A 17,767-nucleotide genomic window follows, 5' to 3' on the forward strand; every position below is an offset into this window, starting at 1 on the left:
GCGCCGGGCCCCGCGGATGTCCGCGTTACGCGATCCACTCCGACCACGGCATGTTCCAGCCGTTCAGGCCGTTCTCCGGGGCGATCTGCTTGTCCTTGGAGTTCTTCACGATCACCACGTCGCCGATGATCGAGTTGTTGTAGAGCCAGGCCGCCGGGGTGCCCTTGTCGTACGCGCCGCGCACGTCGCGCAGGCCGACGCAGCCGTGGCTGACGTTCGCCGAGCCGAACGTGCCCGCCGGGGCCCAGTAGTTGCCGTGGATGAACGTGCCCGAGGTGGACAGGCGCATCGCGTGCGGCACGTCCTTGATGTCGTACTCGCCGCCGAAGCCCACCGTGGCGCCGTTCATCCGGGTCACCTTGTACTTCTCGCTGATGACCATCTGCCCGTTGTACGTGGTGGTCGACGGCGCGCCCGCGGTGATCGGGATGTTCTTGATCTCCTTGCCGTCACGGACGACCCGCATGGTGTGCGCGGACGCGTCGACCGTGGAGACCTGCGAGCGGCCGATGGTGAAGGAGAAGCTTTTCGCCTGCTTGCCGTAGACGCCGGGGCGGCCCTCGACGCCGTCCAGGTTCAGCTTGACCGTGACCTTGGTGCCCGCGGCCCAGTACTTCTCGGGGCGGAAGTCGAGGCGGTCGTTGCCGAACCAGTGGCCCTCGATCGGCACGGACGGCTCCGCGGTCACCTTGATGGCCTTCTCGACCGCCTCGGGGTTCGTGATGCCCCGGGTGAAGTTGATGGACACCGGCATGCCCACGCCGACCGTCGAACCGGCCTCGGGCGTGTAGTGGCCGATGAAGGTGTTCTTGGGAACGAGGGTGGTGAACGTGGTGTCCTTGGCCGACTCACGGCCGTCGGAGTCCTTCGCGACCGCGTGCACCTTGTACTTGGTGGAGCCCGCCAGGTGCTGCGACGGCTCCCACGAGGCGCCGTCGCCGGAGATCCGGCCGTCTATCGTCGTGCCCTTGTCGTCCTGCACGGTGACGGTGGTCAGCTTCCCGCCGGCCGCGGTGACGTTCAGGGCACCGCTCGTGGCGACGGCGTCGGCGCCGTCCTTGGGCGCGATCGTCACCACGGCCCGGGAGGCCGCGTTCTCGACCCGGCCGCCGTCCTTCTTGCCGGCACCGTCGTCGCCGTTGCCGGATCCCCCGCCTGCGCAGGCCGTGAGCACCAGCAACGCCCCCAGCGCCAGCGCGGACACCCGGGCGCCCCCGCGCCCGTACGCCCTGTGGCCCGCCCCGGCCGATGCCCCCGATATCGGCTGCCCGTTCACTGTTGTGTTCTCCCCTCAGCACGGCCTGGCCACGCCACGGCCCCGCACCCCCGCGTGCCTCACGCACGCACACAGACAGAAAATCACACGGCTGGTCACCGAAACTCCCCACGAATGTCACCGTTCAGTCCCAACCTGTCCATCGGCCGGGCACGGAACACCTGCCACAGGGGTGGGGCCGGGCAGCGGCGGCGATCCGGGGGCCATGTCCGTGCCGCACGGAGGGGAGCCGCGCGTCACTCCAGGGCCGAACCCTCCTTCCACTTCCGCCAGTCCATGTTCCAGCCGCCGAGCCCGTTGTCCGGCGCGACCGTCCTGTCCTTGGAGTTGACCACCTCGACCACGTCGCCGATCAGGGTGCGGTCGAAGAACCACCCGGCGGGGGACTCGCTGCTGCCGCCCTTCTCGTCGCGCAGCCCCACACAGCCGTGACTGACGTTCGCCGAGCCGAACGTCTCGCCCGCGACCCAGTAGTTCCCGTGCAGGAAGGTGCCCGAGGTCGTCAGGCGGATCGCGTGCGGCACGTCCTTGATGTCGTACTCGCCCCGGCCGTCCTTCTTCTTGAAGCCGACCGTCGCGCCGTTCATCCGGGTCACGTCGTACATCTCGGTCACGACCATCTTGCCGTTGTACGTCGTCGTCTTGGGCGCCCCGGCCGTGATCGGCACCGTCGCCAGCAGCCGCCCGTCCCGTACGACCCGCATGGTGTGCGCTGCCGCGTCGACCGTGGAGACCTGCGAACGGCCCACGGTGAAGGTGATCTTCTTCTGCTGGATGCCGTACACCCCGGGTGCGGCCTCCACGTCCCTCAGCCCGATGTCGATGGTGACGCGTGTGCCCGGCTTCCAGTACGTCTGCGGCCGGAAGTCGAGCCGCCCGTACTCGAACCAGTGGCCCACGATCTCGACCGGGGGCGAGGAGGTGACGCGGATGGCGCGCTCGACGGCGGCGCGGTTCTCGATCGTCTGGTTGAAGGTGAAGGAGACGATCATTCCGGTGCCGACGGTCGAACGGTGCTCCGGTTTGAAGTAGGCGGTGAAGTGGTGCTCCGGGACCGCCGTGGTGAACGTGGTGTGGCGCGCCATGCGGCGGCCGTGGCCGTCGAGCGCGACGACGTCGACGCTGTATTTGGCGGCGAGTTCCAGCCGGGTCCCCTCCTTGAGGGTCCAGCGCAGTCCGTCCGCCGAGACGGCGCCCGGCACCTCGGTGCGGCCCGCCGCCTCGACCCGGGTCACCTTCACCCGCTCCAGGCGGCCGCCGGGCAGCTCGACCTCCAAGGGCGCTTCGGGACCGACGCCCTTGGCGCCGTCCTCGGGGGTCACCCGGATCGTGTCCTCGGGTGCCCGTGGCTTGTTGCCGACGTCCAGCGTCCGGCCGGTGCAGCCGGCGAGCCCCACGACGAGTCCTGCCCCGGCCACGGCGAGGGCCGCGCACCGCCCTGCCCGCTTCAGTACATGTCTCACGTACCGACCAACGACCACCCCCCTCCGCGGGCAACGTGGGGGTGGGCCGATGTTGGGACGAGCGCCGCGCGGGCAGACATGGTGAAAGACCGTACGAGGGCCGCCGCGGAAGGGACGCCGGGGCGGCCCGATGGGGCTGTCCGGCCGTGCCGGCGGGACGGTCTCGTGCCGGGAGGGGCCCTCCCGGCAGGCCCCGACGAGCCGCGGGAGGCCGACAGGTGTCGAGCGCAGCCGAGCAGGAGACGGTGGACGAGGGTGTACGGGGCGGGCCGCCGCGTGCGCCTTCGGCGGCGGCCGGCGCGGAGGGCCGCCGGGCGGCGGTGCGCGCCGCGCCGGCCTGGCCGGGGACCCCGACCCCGCTGGGGGCGCGGTACCGGGTCGGGCCCGACGGGGTCGCGGGCACCAACTTCGCGCTGTGGGCGGGCGGGGCCGAGGCCGTCGAGCTGTGCCTGTTCGACGGGCCCGGCCCGTCGGCCGCCGAGACGCGGGTGCCGCTGACGGAGCTGACGCACGAGATCTGGCACGGTTTCGTGCCCGGTGTGGGGCCCGGTCACCGGTACGGCTACCGCGTGCACGGCCGCTGGGACCCGTGGACGGGAGCCCGCTGGAACCCGGCGAAGCTGCTGCTCGATCCATACGCCCGCGCGGTCGACGGGGACTACGCCGACTTCGGGCTGCCGCCGGAGGTCTACGGGCACGTGCGGGACTGGCCGCAGCAGCACGTCGCCGACACCGTGCGCGACGACCGGGACTCGGCTCCGTTCGTACCGAAGGGCGTCGTGGTCCACGACGACGCCGACGGCGACGAGTGGATGGACGACCGCAGGCCCAAGACGCCGTGGGCGGACTCGGTCATCTACGAGCTGCACGTACGCGGCTTCACCAGGCTGCACCCCGGCATCCCCGAGCACCTGCGCGGCACGTACGCGGGGCTCGCGCATCCGGCCGCGATCGAGCACCTGGTGGGCCTCGGGGTGACGGCGGTGGAGCTGCTGCCCGTGCACCAGTTCGCGCACGAGGACCATCTGCTGCGGCGGGGGCTCGTCAACTACTGGGGCTACAACTCCATCGGCTACTTCGCCCCGCACGCCGCGTACGCGGCCGCCGGCACGGCCGGGCAGCAGGTCGGCGAGTTCAAGCGGATGGTGCGGGCGCTGCACGCCGCCGGGATCGAGGTCATCCTCGACGTGGTCTACAACCACACGGCGGAAGCGGACGAGTTGGGCCCCATGCTGTCCCTGCGCGGCATCGACAACCGCGGCTACTACCGCCTCCAGCACGATGCCCGCAGATACGCCGACTACACGGGCTGCGGCAACACCCTGCACGTGGTGCAGCCCCATGTGCTGCGGCTGATCACCGACTCGCTGCGATACTGGGTCACCGAGATGGGTGTGGACGGCTTCCGTTTCGACCTGGCGGCGGCGCTGGCCCGCTCGATGCACGACGTCGACATGCTGTCCCCCTTCCTCGCCGTCATCGCCCAGGACCCGGTGCTGCGGCGGGTGAAGCTGATCGCCGAGCCGTGGGACGTCGGCAACGGCGGGTACCAGGTGGGCGCGTTCCCCCCGCTGTGGACGGAGTGGAACGACCGATACCGCGACGCCGTACGGGACTTCTGGCGCGGTGCGCTGCACGACGTGCGGGACCTCGGCTACCGGCTGTCGGGCTCCAGCGACCTGTACGCGTGGGGCGGGCGCCGCCCGTACGCGTCGATCAACTTCGTCACCGCGCACGACGGTTTCACCCTGCGCGACCTGGTCAGCTACGAACACAAGCACAACGAGGCCAACGGCGAGGGCAACAGGGACGGGACGAACGACAACCGGTCCTGGAACTGCGGCGTCGAGGGCGAGACGGACGACCCGCGGGTCAACGCGCTGCGCCGCAGGCAACTGCGGAATTTGCTGACGACGCTGCTGCTGTCCACGGGTGTGCCGATGCTGGTGGCGGGCGACGAGATGGGCCGCACCCAGGGCGGCAGCAACAACGCGTACTGCCAGGACAACGAGGTCAGCTGGGTGGACTGGACGCTGCCGGCGCAGCCGGCCGGGCGCGGGCTGCTGGAGCTGACGCGGCGGCTGCTCGCCCTGCGGCACGCCCATCCGGTGCTGCGCCGCCGCGCGTTCTTCTCGGGCCGTCCGCAGGCACCGGACGGGCTGCGGGACCTGGCGTGGTTCACCCCGCAGGGCAGGGAGATGACCGAGGGCGACTGGTACGCCCCCTCGGCGACGCTCGCGCTCTACCTGTCCGGCCGCGACATCCCCGGGCGGGACGCCCGGGGGGCGCAGGTGACGGACGACAGCTTCCTGACGGTCCTGCACGCGGCCGACGAGCCGGTGCACTTCCGGCTGCCGGGACCGCCGTGGGCGGAGGCGTACGAGGTGGTGGTGGACACCTCGCTGGAGGACCAGGCGGAGGCGCCGGGGACGGTGCACGAGGGGGGTGCGGTGGTACGGGTGCCGGCGCGCTGCGTGCTGTTGCTGCGCGTGCGGACGTAGGCCTGCCGGGTGAACGTCCTGGGGTGAGCGTCCGCACCGGCTCGGCGTCGGCGGAAAACCACATGAGGGCTGTCAGTGGTGACTCGTAGGCTCGCTCCTGATGCCCACGACACCTTCGGACCCCGAGGACCGCTCCGCCGTGCGGTCGCTCCTTCGCCTGTGGCCCTACGTACGGCCGGTGCGCACCCGGCTGTTCAGCGCAGCGTTCGTCGCGATAGTGGCCTCCTGCCTGAGCCTGGTCATTCCGCTGGTCCTCAAGTGGATCGTGGACGGCCCGGTGGCCGGCGGCGATCCGGGCGGGGTGTGGCTCGGGGCGCTGGTGCTGCTGCTGCTCGGCATCGCGGAGGCCGCGCTGTTCGGCTTCCGGCGGTGGCTGGTCGCCCGGCCGCTGGCCGGCGTGGAGGCGGCGATGCGGGCCGATCTCTTCCGGCATCTCCAGCGCCTGCCCGTCGCCTTCCACGACCGGTGGGCGTCGGGGCAGCTGCTCTCGCGGGGCACCACGGATCTGATGCTGCTGCGGATGTTCCTCGCCTTCCCGCTCACGTTCCTCCTCGTCAACGGGACGACGATCCTGGTCGGTTTCGTGCTCCTGCTCCAGCAGGAGTGGACGCTGGGGCTGGTGCTGCTCGCGCCGATCGTGCCGCTCGTCGTCGCGTGCTCCGTCTTCGAGACGCGGTACGCGCTGGTGGCGCGCCGCGCGCAGGACCAGGTCGGCGATCTGACCACGGTGGTGGAGGAGAGCGTCCTCGGCATCCGCGTCGTCAAGGGCTTCGGCCGGCACCGCAGTCAGGCGGAGGCGTTCCGGGCCCTGTCGGAGCGGCTGCGCGGCACGGAGCTGGGCAAGGCCCGGCTGCTCGGCGGCGTCTGGGCGCTCATCACGGTCGTCCCCGAGCTGGCGATCGGCGCGGCGCTGGTGCTGGGCACCGTGCAGGTCGCGGACGGCGGGCTGTCGGCGGGCACGCTGGTGGCGTTCCTGTCGACCGCGCTGGCGCTGCGCTGGCCGGTGGAGTCGATCGGCTTCCTGCTGGCGATGAGCCAGGAGGCGGCCACGGCGGCCGACCGGTACTTCGAGGTGCTGGACGCTCCCGAGGAGCAGGAGACGTCCGGGGACGTCCCGGCGAAGGCACCGGCCGAAGGGGGCGGACTGCGCTTCGAGGGCGTCGAGTTCCGCTACCCCGACGCCCCCGAGGACGCGCCGCCCGTCCTCGCCCGGGTCGACCTGCACGTGCGCCCCGGCGAGACGATGGCGCTAATCGGCGGCACCGGCAGCGGCAAGACCACGCTCACGGCGCTGGTGCCGCGGCTGTACGACGTGACGGCGGGGCGCGTCACGCTCGACGGGCAGGACATCGCCGCGCTGCCCCGCGAGCGTCTGCGCGAGCTGGTGTCGGTGGCCTTCGAGGAGCCGACGCTGTTCTCGGCGAGCGTCGGCGAGAACGTGCTGATGGGGGCCCAGGACGCGACGGACGCGGACCTGCGGCGCTCGCTGGACGTCGCACAGGCGGGCTTCGTCGACGACCTGCCGCAGGGCGCGGACACGCAGGTCGGCGAGCAGGGCCTGAGCCTGTCCGGCGGCCAGCGCCAGCGGCTGGCGCTCGCCCGCGCGGTCGTCGGGCGGCCGCGCTTCCTGGTGCTCGACGACCCCCTGTCGGCGCTCGACGTGCACACCGAGGCGCTGGTGGAGGCGGCGCTGCGCCGCGTCCTGGAGGGCACGACGGCCCTGGTGGTGGCGCACCGCCCGTCGACGGTCATGCTCGCCGACCGGGTCGCGCTGCTGTCGGGCGGCCGGATCACGGCGGTGGGCACGCACCACGAACTGCTGCGGACGAACGCGGAGTACGCCTGGCTGATGTCGGGCACGGCGACGCCTGACGGTCTGGAGACCGCCGGGGCGGGGGCTGGAGACGCGGACGCCGCGGATGCGAAGCATGCGGGCCCGGGAGCCGCGGGCGTGGGGCATGACGGACCGGGGCCTGCCCGCGCGCCGGGGACGGCCGCGAAGAGCGCCACGGGCGCGGAAGGGAGGGCCCGGTGACGACGGGTTCGACGACGGGCTCACCGACCGACGCGACACCGGGCCCGGACGGGACACCGGATTCGCCCACGGACGCCGCCGGGACCGCGGCGCATGCCGACACGGCCGCCGGTCCGGCGGCCCGCGCGGGCGACGCCGCGACGGCCACCGAGGCGGGCCGGTCGGCCGTCCCGCACGACACCGGCACCTCCCGCGCCGGGCCGACGCACTCGGCCCCGGACGCCGCGGGGGCCGCGGCGCATGCCGACACGGCCGCCGGTCCGGCGGCCCGCGCGGGCGCGGCGGCGGACACGGCGCAGGACGGGCGCGGCGGGGGCGACCCGTTCGATCGGGACGCGCTGCCCGCGCCCAAGGGCGCGACCGGCGCCCTGCTGCGTTCGCTGCTCGCGCCCCGCCGCGCGCGCGTGGTGCTCGCCGCCGTGCTCCTGCTGCTCCAGCAGGCGACCGTCCAGGCGGGTCCGCTTCTCGTCGCGTACGCCATCGACCACGGCGTACCCGCCTTCCGGGCGGACGACCACGGCCCCCTGATCGCCGTCGGCGCCGGATACGCGCTGTGCGCCCTCGGGGCCGGCTTCCTCCAGTACGCCTTCATCCGCGCGTCCGCCCGCGTCAACCAGGACGTGCTGCTCGACCTGCGGGGACGGATCTTCCGTCATGCCCAGGCGCTGAGCGTGGACTTCCACGAGCGCTACACCTCCGGCCGCCTGATCTCCCGCTCAACCACGGACGTCGAGTCCCTGCGGGAGCTGCTCAGCGAGGGGCTGCAGGAACTGATCGGCGTCGTCCTCGCGTTCGTCTACATCTCGGTCATGCTGCTCTGGCTCGACGTGGGTCTCGGCGGTCTCGCGGTGCTGTCCTTCGTGCCGCTGTACCTGCTGGTGCGGCTCTACCAGCGGCGTGCGAAGTCGGTGTTCATGCGGCGTTCGACGGCGATCGCCGCGGTCATCGTGAAGTTCGCGGAGACGATGAACGGCATCCGGCCGGTCCGCGCCTTCCGCCGTGAGCGGGTCAACGACGCCGCCTTCCGCGCGCTGAACGAGCGTCACGCCCGCAGAAACGGCGACGCGCTGCTGGAGATGGCGCGCTACGTGGTCGGTTCCCGGCTGGTGGCCAACACGGCGGTCGCCGGGATCGTGCTGTGGGGCGCCTACCGGGTCGCCTCCGGGACGCTTGCGCTGGGTGTGCTGGCGGCGGCCGTGCTGTACCTGCGGCGGCTGTACGACCCGATCGACCGGCTGGGCATGTTCCTCAACTCGTACCAGTCGGCGGCCGCGTCGCTGGAGAAGATCGCCGGCCTGCTGGCCCAGGTCCCGTCCGTGCCGGAGGCCGCGCGACCACGCGAGCTGCCGGTGCGCGACGGCGACCGGCCCGGGCGCGAGGTGGTCTTCGAGCGAGTCGGCTTCCGGTACCGCACGGGCGGTGAGGTCCTGCCGCGCTTCGACCTGACGATCCCGGCCGGACAGACCGTCGCCGTCGTCGGCTCGACGGGCGCGGGCAAGTCGACCCTGGCCAAGCTGCTGGCCCGGTTCTACGACCCGACCGAGGGCCGCGTGCTGCTGGACGGGACGGATCTGCGGGAGCTGTCCGCACGCGAGCTGCGCCGCGGGGTGGTGATGGTGACTCAGGAGGCGTTCCTGTTCTCCGGCACGGTCGCGGAGAACATCGCGATCGGCCGTCCCGATGCGACCCGCGCGGAGATCGAGCAGGCGGCGAAGGCGATCGGGGCGCACGACTTCATCGCCTCGCTGCCCGAGGGCTACGACACGGACGTGCGCAAGCGGGGCGGGCGCATTTCCGCGGGACAGCGCCAACTGGTCGCCTTCGCACGTGCGCTGCTCGCCGACCCGGCGGTGCTGATCCTCGACGAGGCGACAAGTTCGCTGGACATCCCCGGTGAGCGGGCGGTGCAGCGCGCGATGGACACCGTCCTGGAGGGGCGTACGGCCGTGGTGATCGCGCACCGGCTGTCCACGGTGGAGATCGCGGACCGGGTGCTGGTGATGGAGCGGGGCCGCATCGTGGAGGACGGGCCGCCCGCCGAACTGGTCGGCGGTACAGGCCGGTTCGCGGGTCTGCACAAGGCGTGGCGCGAGAGCGTGGTGGGCTGACCACAGCTTCCGGTCCGGCGTGGGCTCCACCGGCGGCGGCCGGGGTCGCCGGTCCGGCTGGTCCGGTCGGGCCGGCCGGTCCCGCCAGGGTCCACCCCGGCCGGTGAAACGTTCGCTTAACGAACACGACCTTTCAAGCAACGGACGAATTCCGGCCAAGTTCTTGTCGCGCTCCTGACAAGGGCTGTATCCGGCTGCCACTCTTCCTCCGTTCCGCGCAATCACGTTCGAACGCACCACCGTTCGACAGCTCCACTGCTTCGCATGCGCCACCCGGCCGTCCCACCCAGCCGGCCGGTACCCCCCTCGCAGAAGGAGTCCGCGTGAGACCCACGCATCGCCGTCGCGCCACAGCGACGGGAGCCCTCATCGCCACGGCCGCTCTCCTGGCGGTCGGCTTCCAGACCGGCACATCGGCCGCCCAGCCCATGGCGGCGCCCACCGCGGCGAAGGCGGGCAAGGCCGACGCCGGCGCCCTGCCCAAGAACCTCTCCCCCGCCCAGCGCGCGGAGCTGATCCGCGAGGCGACCGCCACCACGGCCGCCACCGCGAAGGAACTCGGCCTCGGGGCCCAGGAGAAGCTCGTCGTCCGGGACGTGACCCAGGACCGCGACGGCACCACCCACACCCGCTACGAGCGCACCTACGCGGGCCTGCCGGTCCTCGGCGGCGACCTCGTGGTGACGCAGACGGCGGCCGGAGCCACCGAGTCCGTCAGCAAGGCGTCGAGGGCCGCCCTGAAGAACGTCGACACCAGCGCCGACATCGCTCCGGCCACGGCCGAGAAGCAGGCGGTGAGCGCGGCCAGGGCGGAGGGGTCCGCCGAGACCGAGGCCGAGCGCGCGCCGCGCAAGGTCGTCTGGCTGGCCGACGGCAGGCCCACGCTGGCGTACGAGACGGTCGTCGGCGGACTCCAGCACGACGGGACGCCCAACGAGCTGCACGTCATCACCGACGCCACCACGGGCGAGAAGCTCTTCGAGCGCCAGGCCGTCCACAACGGCACGGGCAACACCCAGTACAGCGGCCAGGTCACGCTCGGCACGGCCCCGTCGTACACGCTGACCGACACCGGGCGCGGCAACCACAAGACGTACAACCTGAACCGGGGTACGTCGGGCACCGGCACGCTGTTCTCGGGCCCGGACGACATCTGGGGCGACGGCACCCCGCAGAACGCCGAGACCGCGGGCGCCGACGCCCACTACGGCGCGGCGCTCACCTGGGACTACTACAAGAACGTGTACGGCCGCAGCGGCATCCGCGGCGACGGCGTCGGCGCGTACTCCCGGGTCCACTACGGCAACGCGTACGTCAACGCGTTCTGGTCGGACTCCTGCTTCTGCATGACCTACGGCGACGGCGCGAACAACACCAAGCCGCTCACGTCCATCGACGTGGCCGCGCACGAGATGACGCACGGCCTCACGTCCAACACTGCGGGCCTCATCTACAGCGGCGAGTCCGGCGGCCTCAACGAGGCCACCTCCGACATCTTCGCCGCGGCCGTCGAGTTCTACGCCAACAACTCCAAGGACGTCGGCGACTACCTCGTCGGCGAGAAGATCGACATCCGCGGCAACGGCACCCCGCTGCGCTACATGGACAAGCCCAGCAAGGACGGCTCGTCCAAGGACTACTGGTACTCCGGTATCGGCAACATCGACGTCCACTACTCATCGGGCCCGGCGAACCACTGGTTCTACCTGCTCTCCGAGGGCAGCGGCGCCAAGACCGTCAACGGCGTCAATTACGACTCGCCGACCTCGGACGGCCTGCCGGTGACCGGTATCGGCCGCGAGAAGGCCGCGCTGATCTGGTTCAAGGCGCTCACCACGAAGTTCAACTCCCGCACCGACTACGCGGGCGCCCGCACCGGCACCATCGCGGTGGCGACGGAGCTGTACGGAGCGACCAGCGCCGAGGTCAAGTCGGTCACCGACGCCTGGGCCGGCATCAACGTCGGCTCCCGGCCCGGCGGCGACCCGGGCGACGGCACGGTCTTCGAGAACACGGCCGACGTGTCCATCCCGGACTCCCCGGGCGCGGCCGTGACCTCCTCGATCGACGTCACGGGCCGCACGGGCAACGCGCCCTCGACCCTCAAGGTCGGCGTGGACATCGTCCACACCTGGCGCGGTGACCTGGTCATCGACCTGCTCGCCCCGGACGGGACCGCGTACCGCCTGAAGAACTCGAGCGGTTCGGACTCGGCGGACAACGTCCAGACCACGTACACGGTCAACGCCTCCAGCGAGGTGGCGAACGGCACCTGGAAGCTGCGGGTGCAGGACGTGGCGCGGTACGACACGGGCTACATCAACAGCTGGAAGCTCACCTTCTGAGCCGACGCCGCGTCACTGTCCCACCGCCGCCCGGGGTGCCCCGCAGCTCGGGCGGCTCCGTCACAGACACCGTGATCGTCAACTCAGGGTTGACGATCCGGGCAGCGTCAACCTAAGGTTGTCGCATGACCGATCCTGTGCGTCTGACCCATCCCGTGCGGCTCGACGATCTGATCGACGCCATCAAGAAATCCCACTCCGACGCCCTCGACCAGCTGTCCGACGCGGTCATCGCGGCGGACCACCTCGGCGACATCGCCGACCACCTCATCGGCCACTTCGTGGACCAGGCCCGCCGCTCCGGCGCCTCGTGGACCGAGATCGGCAGGTCCATGGGCGTCTCCAAGCAGGCCGCCCAGAAGCGCTTCGTCACCAAGGAGTCCGACCAGCCGCTCGACCTGGACCCGAGCCAGGGCTTCAACCGGTTCACCCCGCGTGCCAGGAACGTCGTCGCGGCGGCCGCCAACGAGGCCCGCGAGGCCCGCAACACGCACGTCGGCACCGAGCACCTGACCCTCGGCCTCCTCGCCGAGCCCGAGGGCCTCGCCGGCCAGGCGCTCACCGCCCGGGGTGCGGACGCCGACCGGGTCCGCGCCGCAGTGACGGCGGCGCTGCCCCCGGCCGCCGACGAACTCCCCGTGGTCCCGCCGTACGACGCCCGCGCCCGCAAGGCCCTGGAGCTCACGTTCCGCGAGGCCCTGCGGCTGGGCCACAACTACATCGGCACCGAGCACATCCTGCTGGCCCTGCTGGAGGCCGAGGACGGCAAGGGCCCGCTCTCGTCGCTCGGCATCGACAAGGGCGCCGTCGAGCGGTACGTGACGGAGGCGCTCGCCCCGTTCCTGGCCCCCAAGGAGCAGTAGCCCGTCCCCACTTCGCCAGAGGGCCGGACGACGAGGAGGACCGCCCCCGCTGAGGCGGGGACGGTCCTCCGACGGCAGTGCCTCGCCCGGTGCCGGGCCGGCGGGATCAGCGGGCGGTGCCGCCTTCCACCGGAGCCGGGCCGAGGCACGCCGCCAGTGCGTCGACGACGGCCTGGCCGAACGGCCCCTCCTCAGGGGCGACCACAGTGATCATGTACAGCCCCGAGCCGACGAGGGAGATCTCGTAGGGCTCGTAGCCGAACCCGGTGCGGACATAGGGATCCTCGAGGGCCATGACCTTCAGGGACTGCCGGCCCGCCGGCTCGTACGCCACCGAGAAAGGGCCCTCCTGCCGCGAGTCGAGCACATGGCCGGAGTCGTCCCAGCCCGCCACCATGTCCTCGTCGCGCGCGACGAGGACATGGCCCGAGCGCTCGCCCAGCTGCAGCACGCCGGGCGCCCACGGCGCGAACGCGTCGGCGTCCTCGTCCACCGAGGCGACCCTGAGCTGCGGCCACCGCGCGGACCAGCGGTCCAGGAACCGCTCGACCGCCGCCGGTACGGGCCCGCAGACCACGAGGACCGTGTCACCGCCTGTGATCATGGCGCCTTCCATCCAGCGGTGGGGCCGACGTAGCCGACCCTCGCTCCGGCCCACCGTAGAGCCCGGCGGGCAAGAACGGTCGGCTCGCCTCCCAAGCCGTCGTCGACGACGAGGAGCACCGCCGACCGCGCCCGCCCCGGGCTAGGCCGGGTTGTTCGCGTGCGTCAGGGTCTCCCACGCCACGAAGAGGTTGTTGGAGCCCGCGGGGCGCTGCTGCTCCGTCAGGCGCCGGGTGTTGGTCATGCCGTACCCCATGCGGTTGGCCAGGGCGTTGTAGCCCACCTCGGTGATCGGGCCGAGTCTCGCCTTGAGGGTGCCGCCGCACAGGCTGCCGGGCACCGGCTCGACGCCGAGCTGGTACTTGGCGTGCAGGCCGAGCGTGTGCCGCAGGCGGTCGGCGATCTCCGGGTAGAGGTCCTGGCCCTGGATACGGCTGGTCTCGGCGATGTGCGCGATGGCCGAGAAGCCGTAGCCGGCGTGGGTGAGGTCGCGGCAGGTCTCCTGGCCGATCCCGTTCATGGTGTAGGACGACTGGCCGTGCCAGTAGCGGATGATCTCCTCCCGGGTGTCGAGGCCGCTGCCGGGCGCGGTCATCGGCAGGGAGCCGTCGCTGGTCAGGTAGATGTACGCGGGCACACGTCCACGGAACGTGGCGACGGCCCTGTCGTACGCGGCCCGGTCCTCCAGGAAGACCGCGATGCCGATGGCGGCCTCGGTCATGCTCAGTTCCCAGTTGCCGTTCGCGTGGGAGCCGCCCGCGACCTCGGGAAGGTAGACGTCGCGCAGCATGGTGGCGAAGCGGCCGGAGTTCGGCCAGCCGGCCGGGTAGGTGTACTTGATGATCTCCGCCGCTCGTGGCCAGGAGGAGCCGGCCCAGCCGGTCTGGAGCCGGGCGTTGCTGTTGGTGTGGTCCTTGATCACGGCCGACCAGGCGTCCATGAGCTCGATGGACTTCTTCGCGTAGCGGCTGTCGCCGGTGATGTACCAGGCGAGCGCGGTGGTGTACGCGGCGATGGCGTCCTCGCGCTCGTCCGTACAACCGTAATTGGGGTTCGAGTACGAGCCGCACTCGACGACGGCGCGGGGCTTCGGGACGCGGGAGAGCGAGGCGTACGAGCTCGCCGCCATCTGGTCCCAGGCGGCCTTCCAGGGCTGCGCCCCGGCCTGCACGCGGGACTTCACGAAGTCCAGCTGGGGGCTGCTGACGAGGACGCCGGGGTGGGTGAAGGCCGCCGGCGCGGCGGCGACGGCGGGCCTGGCGTCGGCCGGCGCCTTCTCGGCGGACGCGGGCGCGACGAGGGCGCCGGTGAGGATGCCGGCGACGACGGTGGACAGGGCGACGAGGAGGGCTCTCGGCCGGCGCAGGGCGTGCCTGCGGTTTCCGGTGCGCATGGGGGGTGCCTTCCGGTTGGGGGACACCAACTCGGTTCATGTTGATGAACATTGAGCTGGAGGGTGAACGCCCTGATGCATGAGGAAACTAGGGGCATTCCATGGACACGTCAAGACGATGGTTTCGCGGCGTCCAGCCGCGCCCCTGCCAGGGGGCAGCGCAGAGGGCACGGCCCTTCCGGATCCGGAAGGGCCGTGCCCCGTACGGCGGAACAGCTCAGCGCAGCAGGACTCCCGCGTCCCGGCCCGCGGCCTCCGGGGGCAGCGCCACCAGGCCCATGTCCGCGCCCGACGGGATCAGCCGGTGGGCGGGCAGCACCCGCACCGTGTAGCCGAACGGTCCGGTGCGGTCCAGCGCCAGCGGCCCCTCGTACACCCAGCGGCCCTCCAGATCCGGGCCGCCCGACGGCTTCAGCGGGAAGGTCCGGGCGTCACGGATCGCGTCGTCGGAGTCGACCCGGCCCGCCACCGCCTGCACCTCCACGTCGTCCGGCCGCAGTTCCCCGAGCCGGGCCTGCACCCGCAGGGTCAGCGTGGACCCGAGACCCGCCGTCGCGCCGGCACCCGCACCCGCGTCCTGGTCCACGGCCTCCACGTGGTCCACGGCGACCCGCGGCCAATCCGCCCGCACGCGCGCCTTCCAGGCCGCGAGCTCCTCGGCGGCGGACGCGTCCAGGGCCCGGTGGGCCTTCGCAGCGGGGGCGTAGAGGCGCTCGACGTACTCGCGCACCATGCGGCCCGCGAGCACCTTGGGGCCGAGCGTCGTCAGCGTGCGGCGCACCATCGCGATCCAGCGGTCGGGCAGTCCGCCCGAGCCCTGCTCGTAGAAGCGGGGCGCGACCCGGTCCTCGATCAGCGAGTACAGCGCCGCGGCCTCCAGTTCGTCGCGGCGGTCCTCGTCGGTTGCCGCGCCGTCGGCGGTGGGGATCGCCCAGCCGAAGTCCGGCTCGTACCACTCGTCCCACCAGCCGTCGAGCACCGACAGGTTGAGCGATCCGTTCAGCGCGGCCTTCATGCCGCTCGTGCCGCACGCCTCCAGCGGACGGAGCGGATTGTTGAGCCACACGTCGCAGCCCGGGTAGAGCTTCTTCGCCATCGCCATGCCGTAGTCGGGCAGGAAGACGATGCGGTGGCGCACCTTCGGGTCGTCGGCGAAGCGCACCAGTTCGCGGACGAGTCGCTTGCCCCCGTCGTCGGCCGGGTGGGCCTTGCCCGCGACGACGATCTGGATCGGCTGAGTGGGGTGCAGCAGCAGCTCGGTGAGTTTGCGGCGGTCGCGCAACATCAGTGTGAGCCGCTTGTACGACGGCACCCGCCGCGCGAACCCGATGGTGAGCACGTCGGGGTCGAGCACCCCGTCGATCCAGCCCAGTTCGGCGGCGCCGGCCCCGCGCTGGCGCCAGGAGGCGCGCAGCCTCTCCCGCACCTCCTGCACCAGCTGCTCGCGCAGCGAGCGGCGCAGCTCCCAGATGTCGGCGTCGGGGATGTTCGCGACGGCGTCCCAGCGCGAGGACCCGCCGACCGACAGGGCGTCCTCCGCGCGGCCCGCGCCGATTTGGCGCGCCCCCAGCCGGAAGACCTCGGGCGCGACCCACGTCGGCGCGTGCACGCCGTTGGTGATCGAGGTGATGGGCACCTCGGCCGCGTCGAAGCCCGGCCACAGGCCGGCGAACATCTCGCGGCTGACGGCTCCGTGGAGCCGGGAGACGCCGTTGGCGCGCTGGGCGAGCCGCAGGCCCATCACCGCCATGTTGAACAAGCCCGGTTCGCCGCCGGGATAGCTCTCGGTGCCCAGCTGGAGCACCCGGTCGACGGGCACCCCGGGCAGCTCGGCCCCGTCCGCGAAATGGCGGGCGACGAGCTCGCGGTCGAAGCGGTCGATGCCCGCGGGCACCGGTGTGTGGGTGGTGAACACCGTGCCCGCGCGCACGGCTTCGAGGGCCGCGTCGAAGCCGAGGCCGGCGCTCTCCCCCAGTTCGCGGATGCGTTCCAGGCCGAGGAAGCCGGCGTGCCCCTCGTTGGTGTGGAACACCTCGGGCGCCTCGTGCCCGGTGATCCGGCAGTACGCGCGGACCGCCCGGACGCCACCGATGCCGAGCAGCATCTCCTGGAGCAGGCGGTGTTCGCTGCCGCCGCCGTAGAGGCGGTCGGTGACGTCGCGGGCGCCGGGCCCGTTGCCCTCGATGTCGGAGTCGAGCATCAGCAGGGGGACGCGGCCGACCCGGGCGACCCAGATGTGGGCGTGCAGCAGCCGGCCGCCGGGCAGGGCCAGGGACACCCCGGCCGGGGACCCGTCGGCCTCGCGCAGCAGGGTCAGCGGCAGTTCGTTCGGGTCGAGCACGGGATAGTGCTCCTGCTGCCAGCCGTCGCGGGACAGCGACTGGCGGAAGTAGCCGTGCCGGTAGAGCAGGCCGACTCCGATCAGCGGCACGCCGAGGTCGCTGGCGGCCTTGAGGTGGTCGCCGGCGAGGATGCCGAGGCCGCCCGAGTACTGGGGCAGGGCGGCGGTGACACCGAACTCCGGCGAGAAGTAGGCGATGGCGGCCGGGAATTCGGAGGTCCCGGGATCGCCGTCCCCCGCCTGGTACCACCTGCGTCCGTGCAGGTAGTCGTCCAGGTCGTCGGCGGCCGCGGCCAGCCGGCGCAGGAAGCGCCGGTCCTTGGCCAGTTCCGCCATCCGGGCGGCGGACACGTTCCCGAGGAGCCGCACGGGATCGCCGGCGACGGCCTGCCACCCCTCGGGATCGACGGAGCGGAACAGCTCCTGGGTCTCGGCATGCCAGGACCAGCGCAGATTGCGTGCCAGGCCGCTGAGCGGTTGCAGTGGTTCGGGGAGGACGGGGCGGACGGTGAATCGACGAATGGCCTTCACAGGTCCCACCTTCGCAGGGGATGTACGCATCCGAGCGGACGCACGACGGTGTGCGCCCTTTTCCGTCGTTCTCGACGGTAGTCGCACCCCCTCCTCCCCGACCACGGCGCACGCTGCCTGTTTTAGGGCTCGGTTCTCCCCCTGGCTGCGCCGGGGGAACCCTGGACCCCCACCGGGGCGCCTAAGACGTCGTCTCATTTGGTGAGTCTGCGGTAGCAGATGAGGCTGCAGGCGATGGCGGTGAAGGCCAGGAAGTGTTCGGGCTTGCGTTCGTAGCGGCGGTGCAAGCGGCGGCAGCCGCCCAGCCA

Annotated in this window: 10 protein-coding genes and 1 pseudogene; 5 read left to right on the forward strand and 6 right to left on the reverse strand. The window is 72.2% G+C overall.

Annotation, left to right across the window (positions count from 1 at the left end; translation table 11 throughout):
* Nucleotides 1-25: 25 nt before the first annotated feature.
* Nucleotides 26-1,276, reverse strand: a complete 1,251-nt coding sequence (locus ACLB9X_RS22615) for an Ig-like domain-containing protein (protein ID WP_410362192.1) — start codon at nt 1,274-1,276, stop codon at nt 26-28.
* 236 nt (nt 1,277-1,512) lie between these two features.
* Complete coding sequence (locus ACLB9X_RS22620; protein ID WP_410362193.1) at nt 1,513-2,739, reverse strand: Ig-like domain-containing protein; 1,227 nt, start codon at nt 2,737-2,739, stop codon at nt 1,513-1,515.
* 218 nt (nt 2,740-2,957) lie between these two features.
* Between ACLB9X_RS22620 and glgX the strand changes: the two genes are divergently transcribed.
* The 5 genes from glgX (at nt 2,958) to ACLB9X_RS22645 (ending at nt 12,591) form a co-directional block, all read left to right on the forward strand.
* Nucleotides 2,958-5,240 (forward strand): glycogen debranching protein GlgX, encoded by a 2,283-nt coding sequence (gene glgX, locus ACLB9X_RS22625; protein ID WP_410362194.1) that lies wholly within the window; start codon nt 2,958-2,960, stop codon nt 5,238-5,240.
* A gap of 100 nt (nt 5,241-5,340) precedes the next feature.
* On the forward strand, nt 5,341-7,275 hold the full coding sequence (locus tag ACLB9X_RS22630) for an ABC transporter ATP-binding protein (protein WP_410362195.1): 1,935 nt from the start codon (nt 5,341-5,343) through the stop codon (nt 7,273-7,275).
* Entirely contained in the window at nt 7,272-9,383 is a 2,112-nt protein-coding gene (locus ACLB9X_RS22635) for an ABC transporter ATP-binding protein (protein WP_410362196.1), read from the forward strand. Before ACLB9X_RS22630 ends, ACLB9X_RS22635 begins: the two co-directional genes overlap by 4 nt.
* Nucleotides 9,384-9,706: 323 nt before the next feature.
* A complete protein-coding gene (locus tag ACLB9X_RS22640) occupies nt 9,707-11,728 on the forward strand; it encodes a M4 family metallopeptidase (RefSeq protein ID WP_410362197.1) in 2,022 nt (673 codons plus the stop codon).
* 125 nt (nt 11,729-11,853) lie between these two features.
* Nucleotides 11,854-12,591 (forward strand): Clp protease N-terminal domain-containing protein, encoded by a 738-nt coding sequence (locus ACLB9X_RS22645; RefSeq protein WP_410362198.1) that lies wholly within the window; start codon nt 11,854-11,856, stop codon nt 12,589-12,591.
* 106 nt (nt 12,592-12,697) lie between these two features.
* On the opposite strand, the gene ACLB9X_RS22650 is transcribed toward ACLB9X_RS22645, so the two are convergent.
* From ACLB9X_RS22650 to ACLB9X_RS22665, 4 genes and pseudogenes are all read right to left on the reverse strand, one after another.
* The gene (locus tag ACLB9X_RS22650) at nt 12,698-13,195 is read right to left on the reverse strand and encodes a hypothetical protein (protein ID WP_410362199.1); all 498 of its coding nucleotides are present in this window, start codon (nt 13,193-13,195) and stop codon (nt 12,698-12,700) included.
* 141 nt (nt 13,196-13,336) lie between these two features.
* Entirely contained in the window at nt 13,337-14,587 is a 1,251-nt protein-coding gene (locus ACLB9X_RS22655) for an alginate lyase family protein (protein WP_410362200.1), read from the reverse strand.
* Nucleotides 14,588-14,804: 217 nt separating this feature from the next.
* Nucleotides 14,805-17,459, reverse strand: a complete 2,655-nt coding sequence (glgP, locus tag ACLB9X_RS22660) for an alpha-glucan family phosphorylase (protein ID WP_410362201.1) — start codon at nt 17,457-17,459, stop codon at nt 14,805-14,807.
* Between the two features lie 194 nt (nt 17,460-17,653).
* Nucleotides 17,654-17,767 (reverse strand): annotated as a pseudogene (locus ACLB9X_RS22665) (IS5/IS1182 family transposase); the annotation flags it as partial.

It is taken from the genome of Streptomyces sp. 5K101, assembly GCF_046506645.1.
Classification (GTDB): Bacteria; Actinomycetota; Actinomycetes; order Streptomycetales; family Streptomycetaceae; genus Streptomyces.

Bases quoted from the DNA above. Each gene is read 5' to 3' on its own strand.
- ACLB9X_RS22645 (WP_410362198.1), top strand. From the start codon at position 11,854: ATGACCGATCCTGTGCGTCTGACCCATCCCGTGCGGCTCGACGATCTG.
- ACLB9X_RS22630 (WP_410362195.1), top strand. From the start codon at position 5,341: ATGCCCACGACACCTTCGGACCCCGAGGACCGCTCCGCCGTGCGGTCG.
- ACLB9X_RS22655 (WP_410362200.1), bottom strand. From the start codon at position 14,587: ATGCGCACCGGAAACCGCAGGCACGCCCTGCGCCGGCCGAGAGCCCTC.
- ACLB9X_RS22650 (WP_410362199.1), bottom strand. From the start codon at position 13,195: ATGATCACAGGCGGTGACACGGTCCTCGTGGTCTGCGGGCCCGTACCG.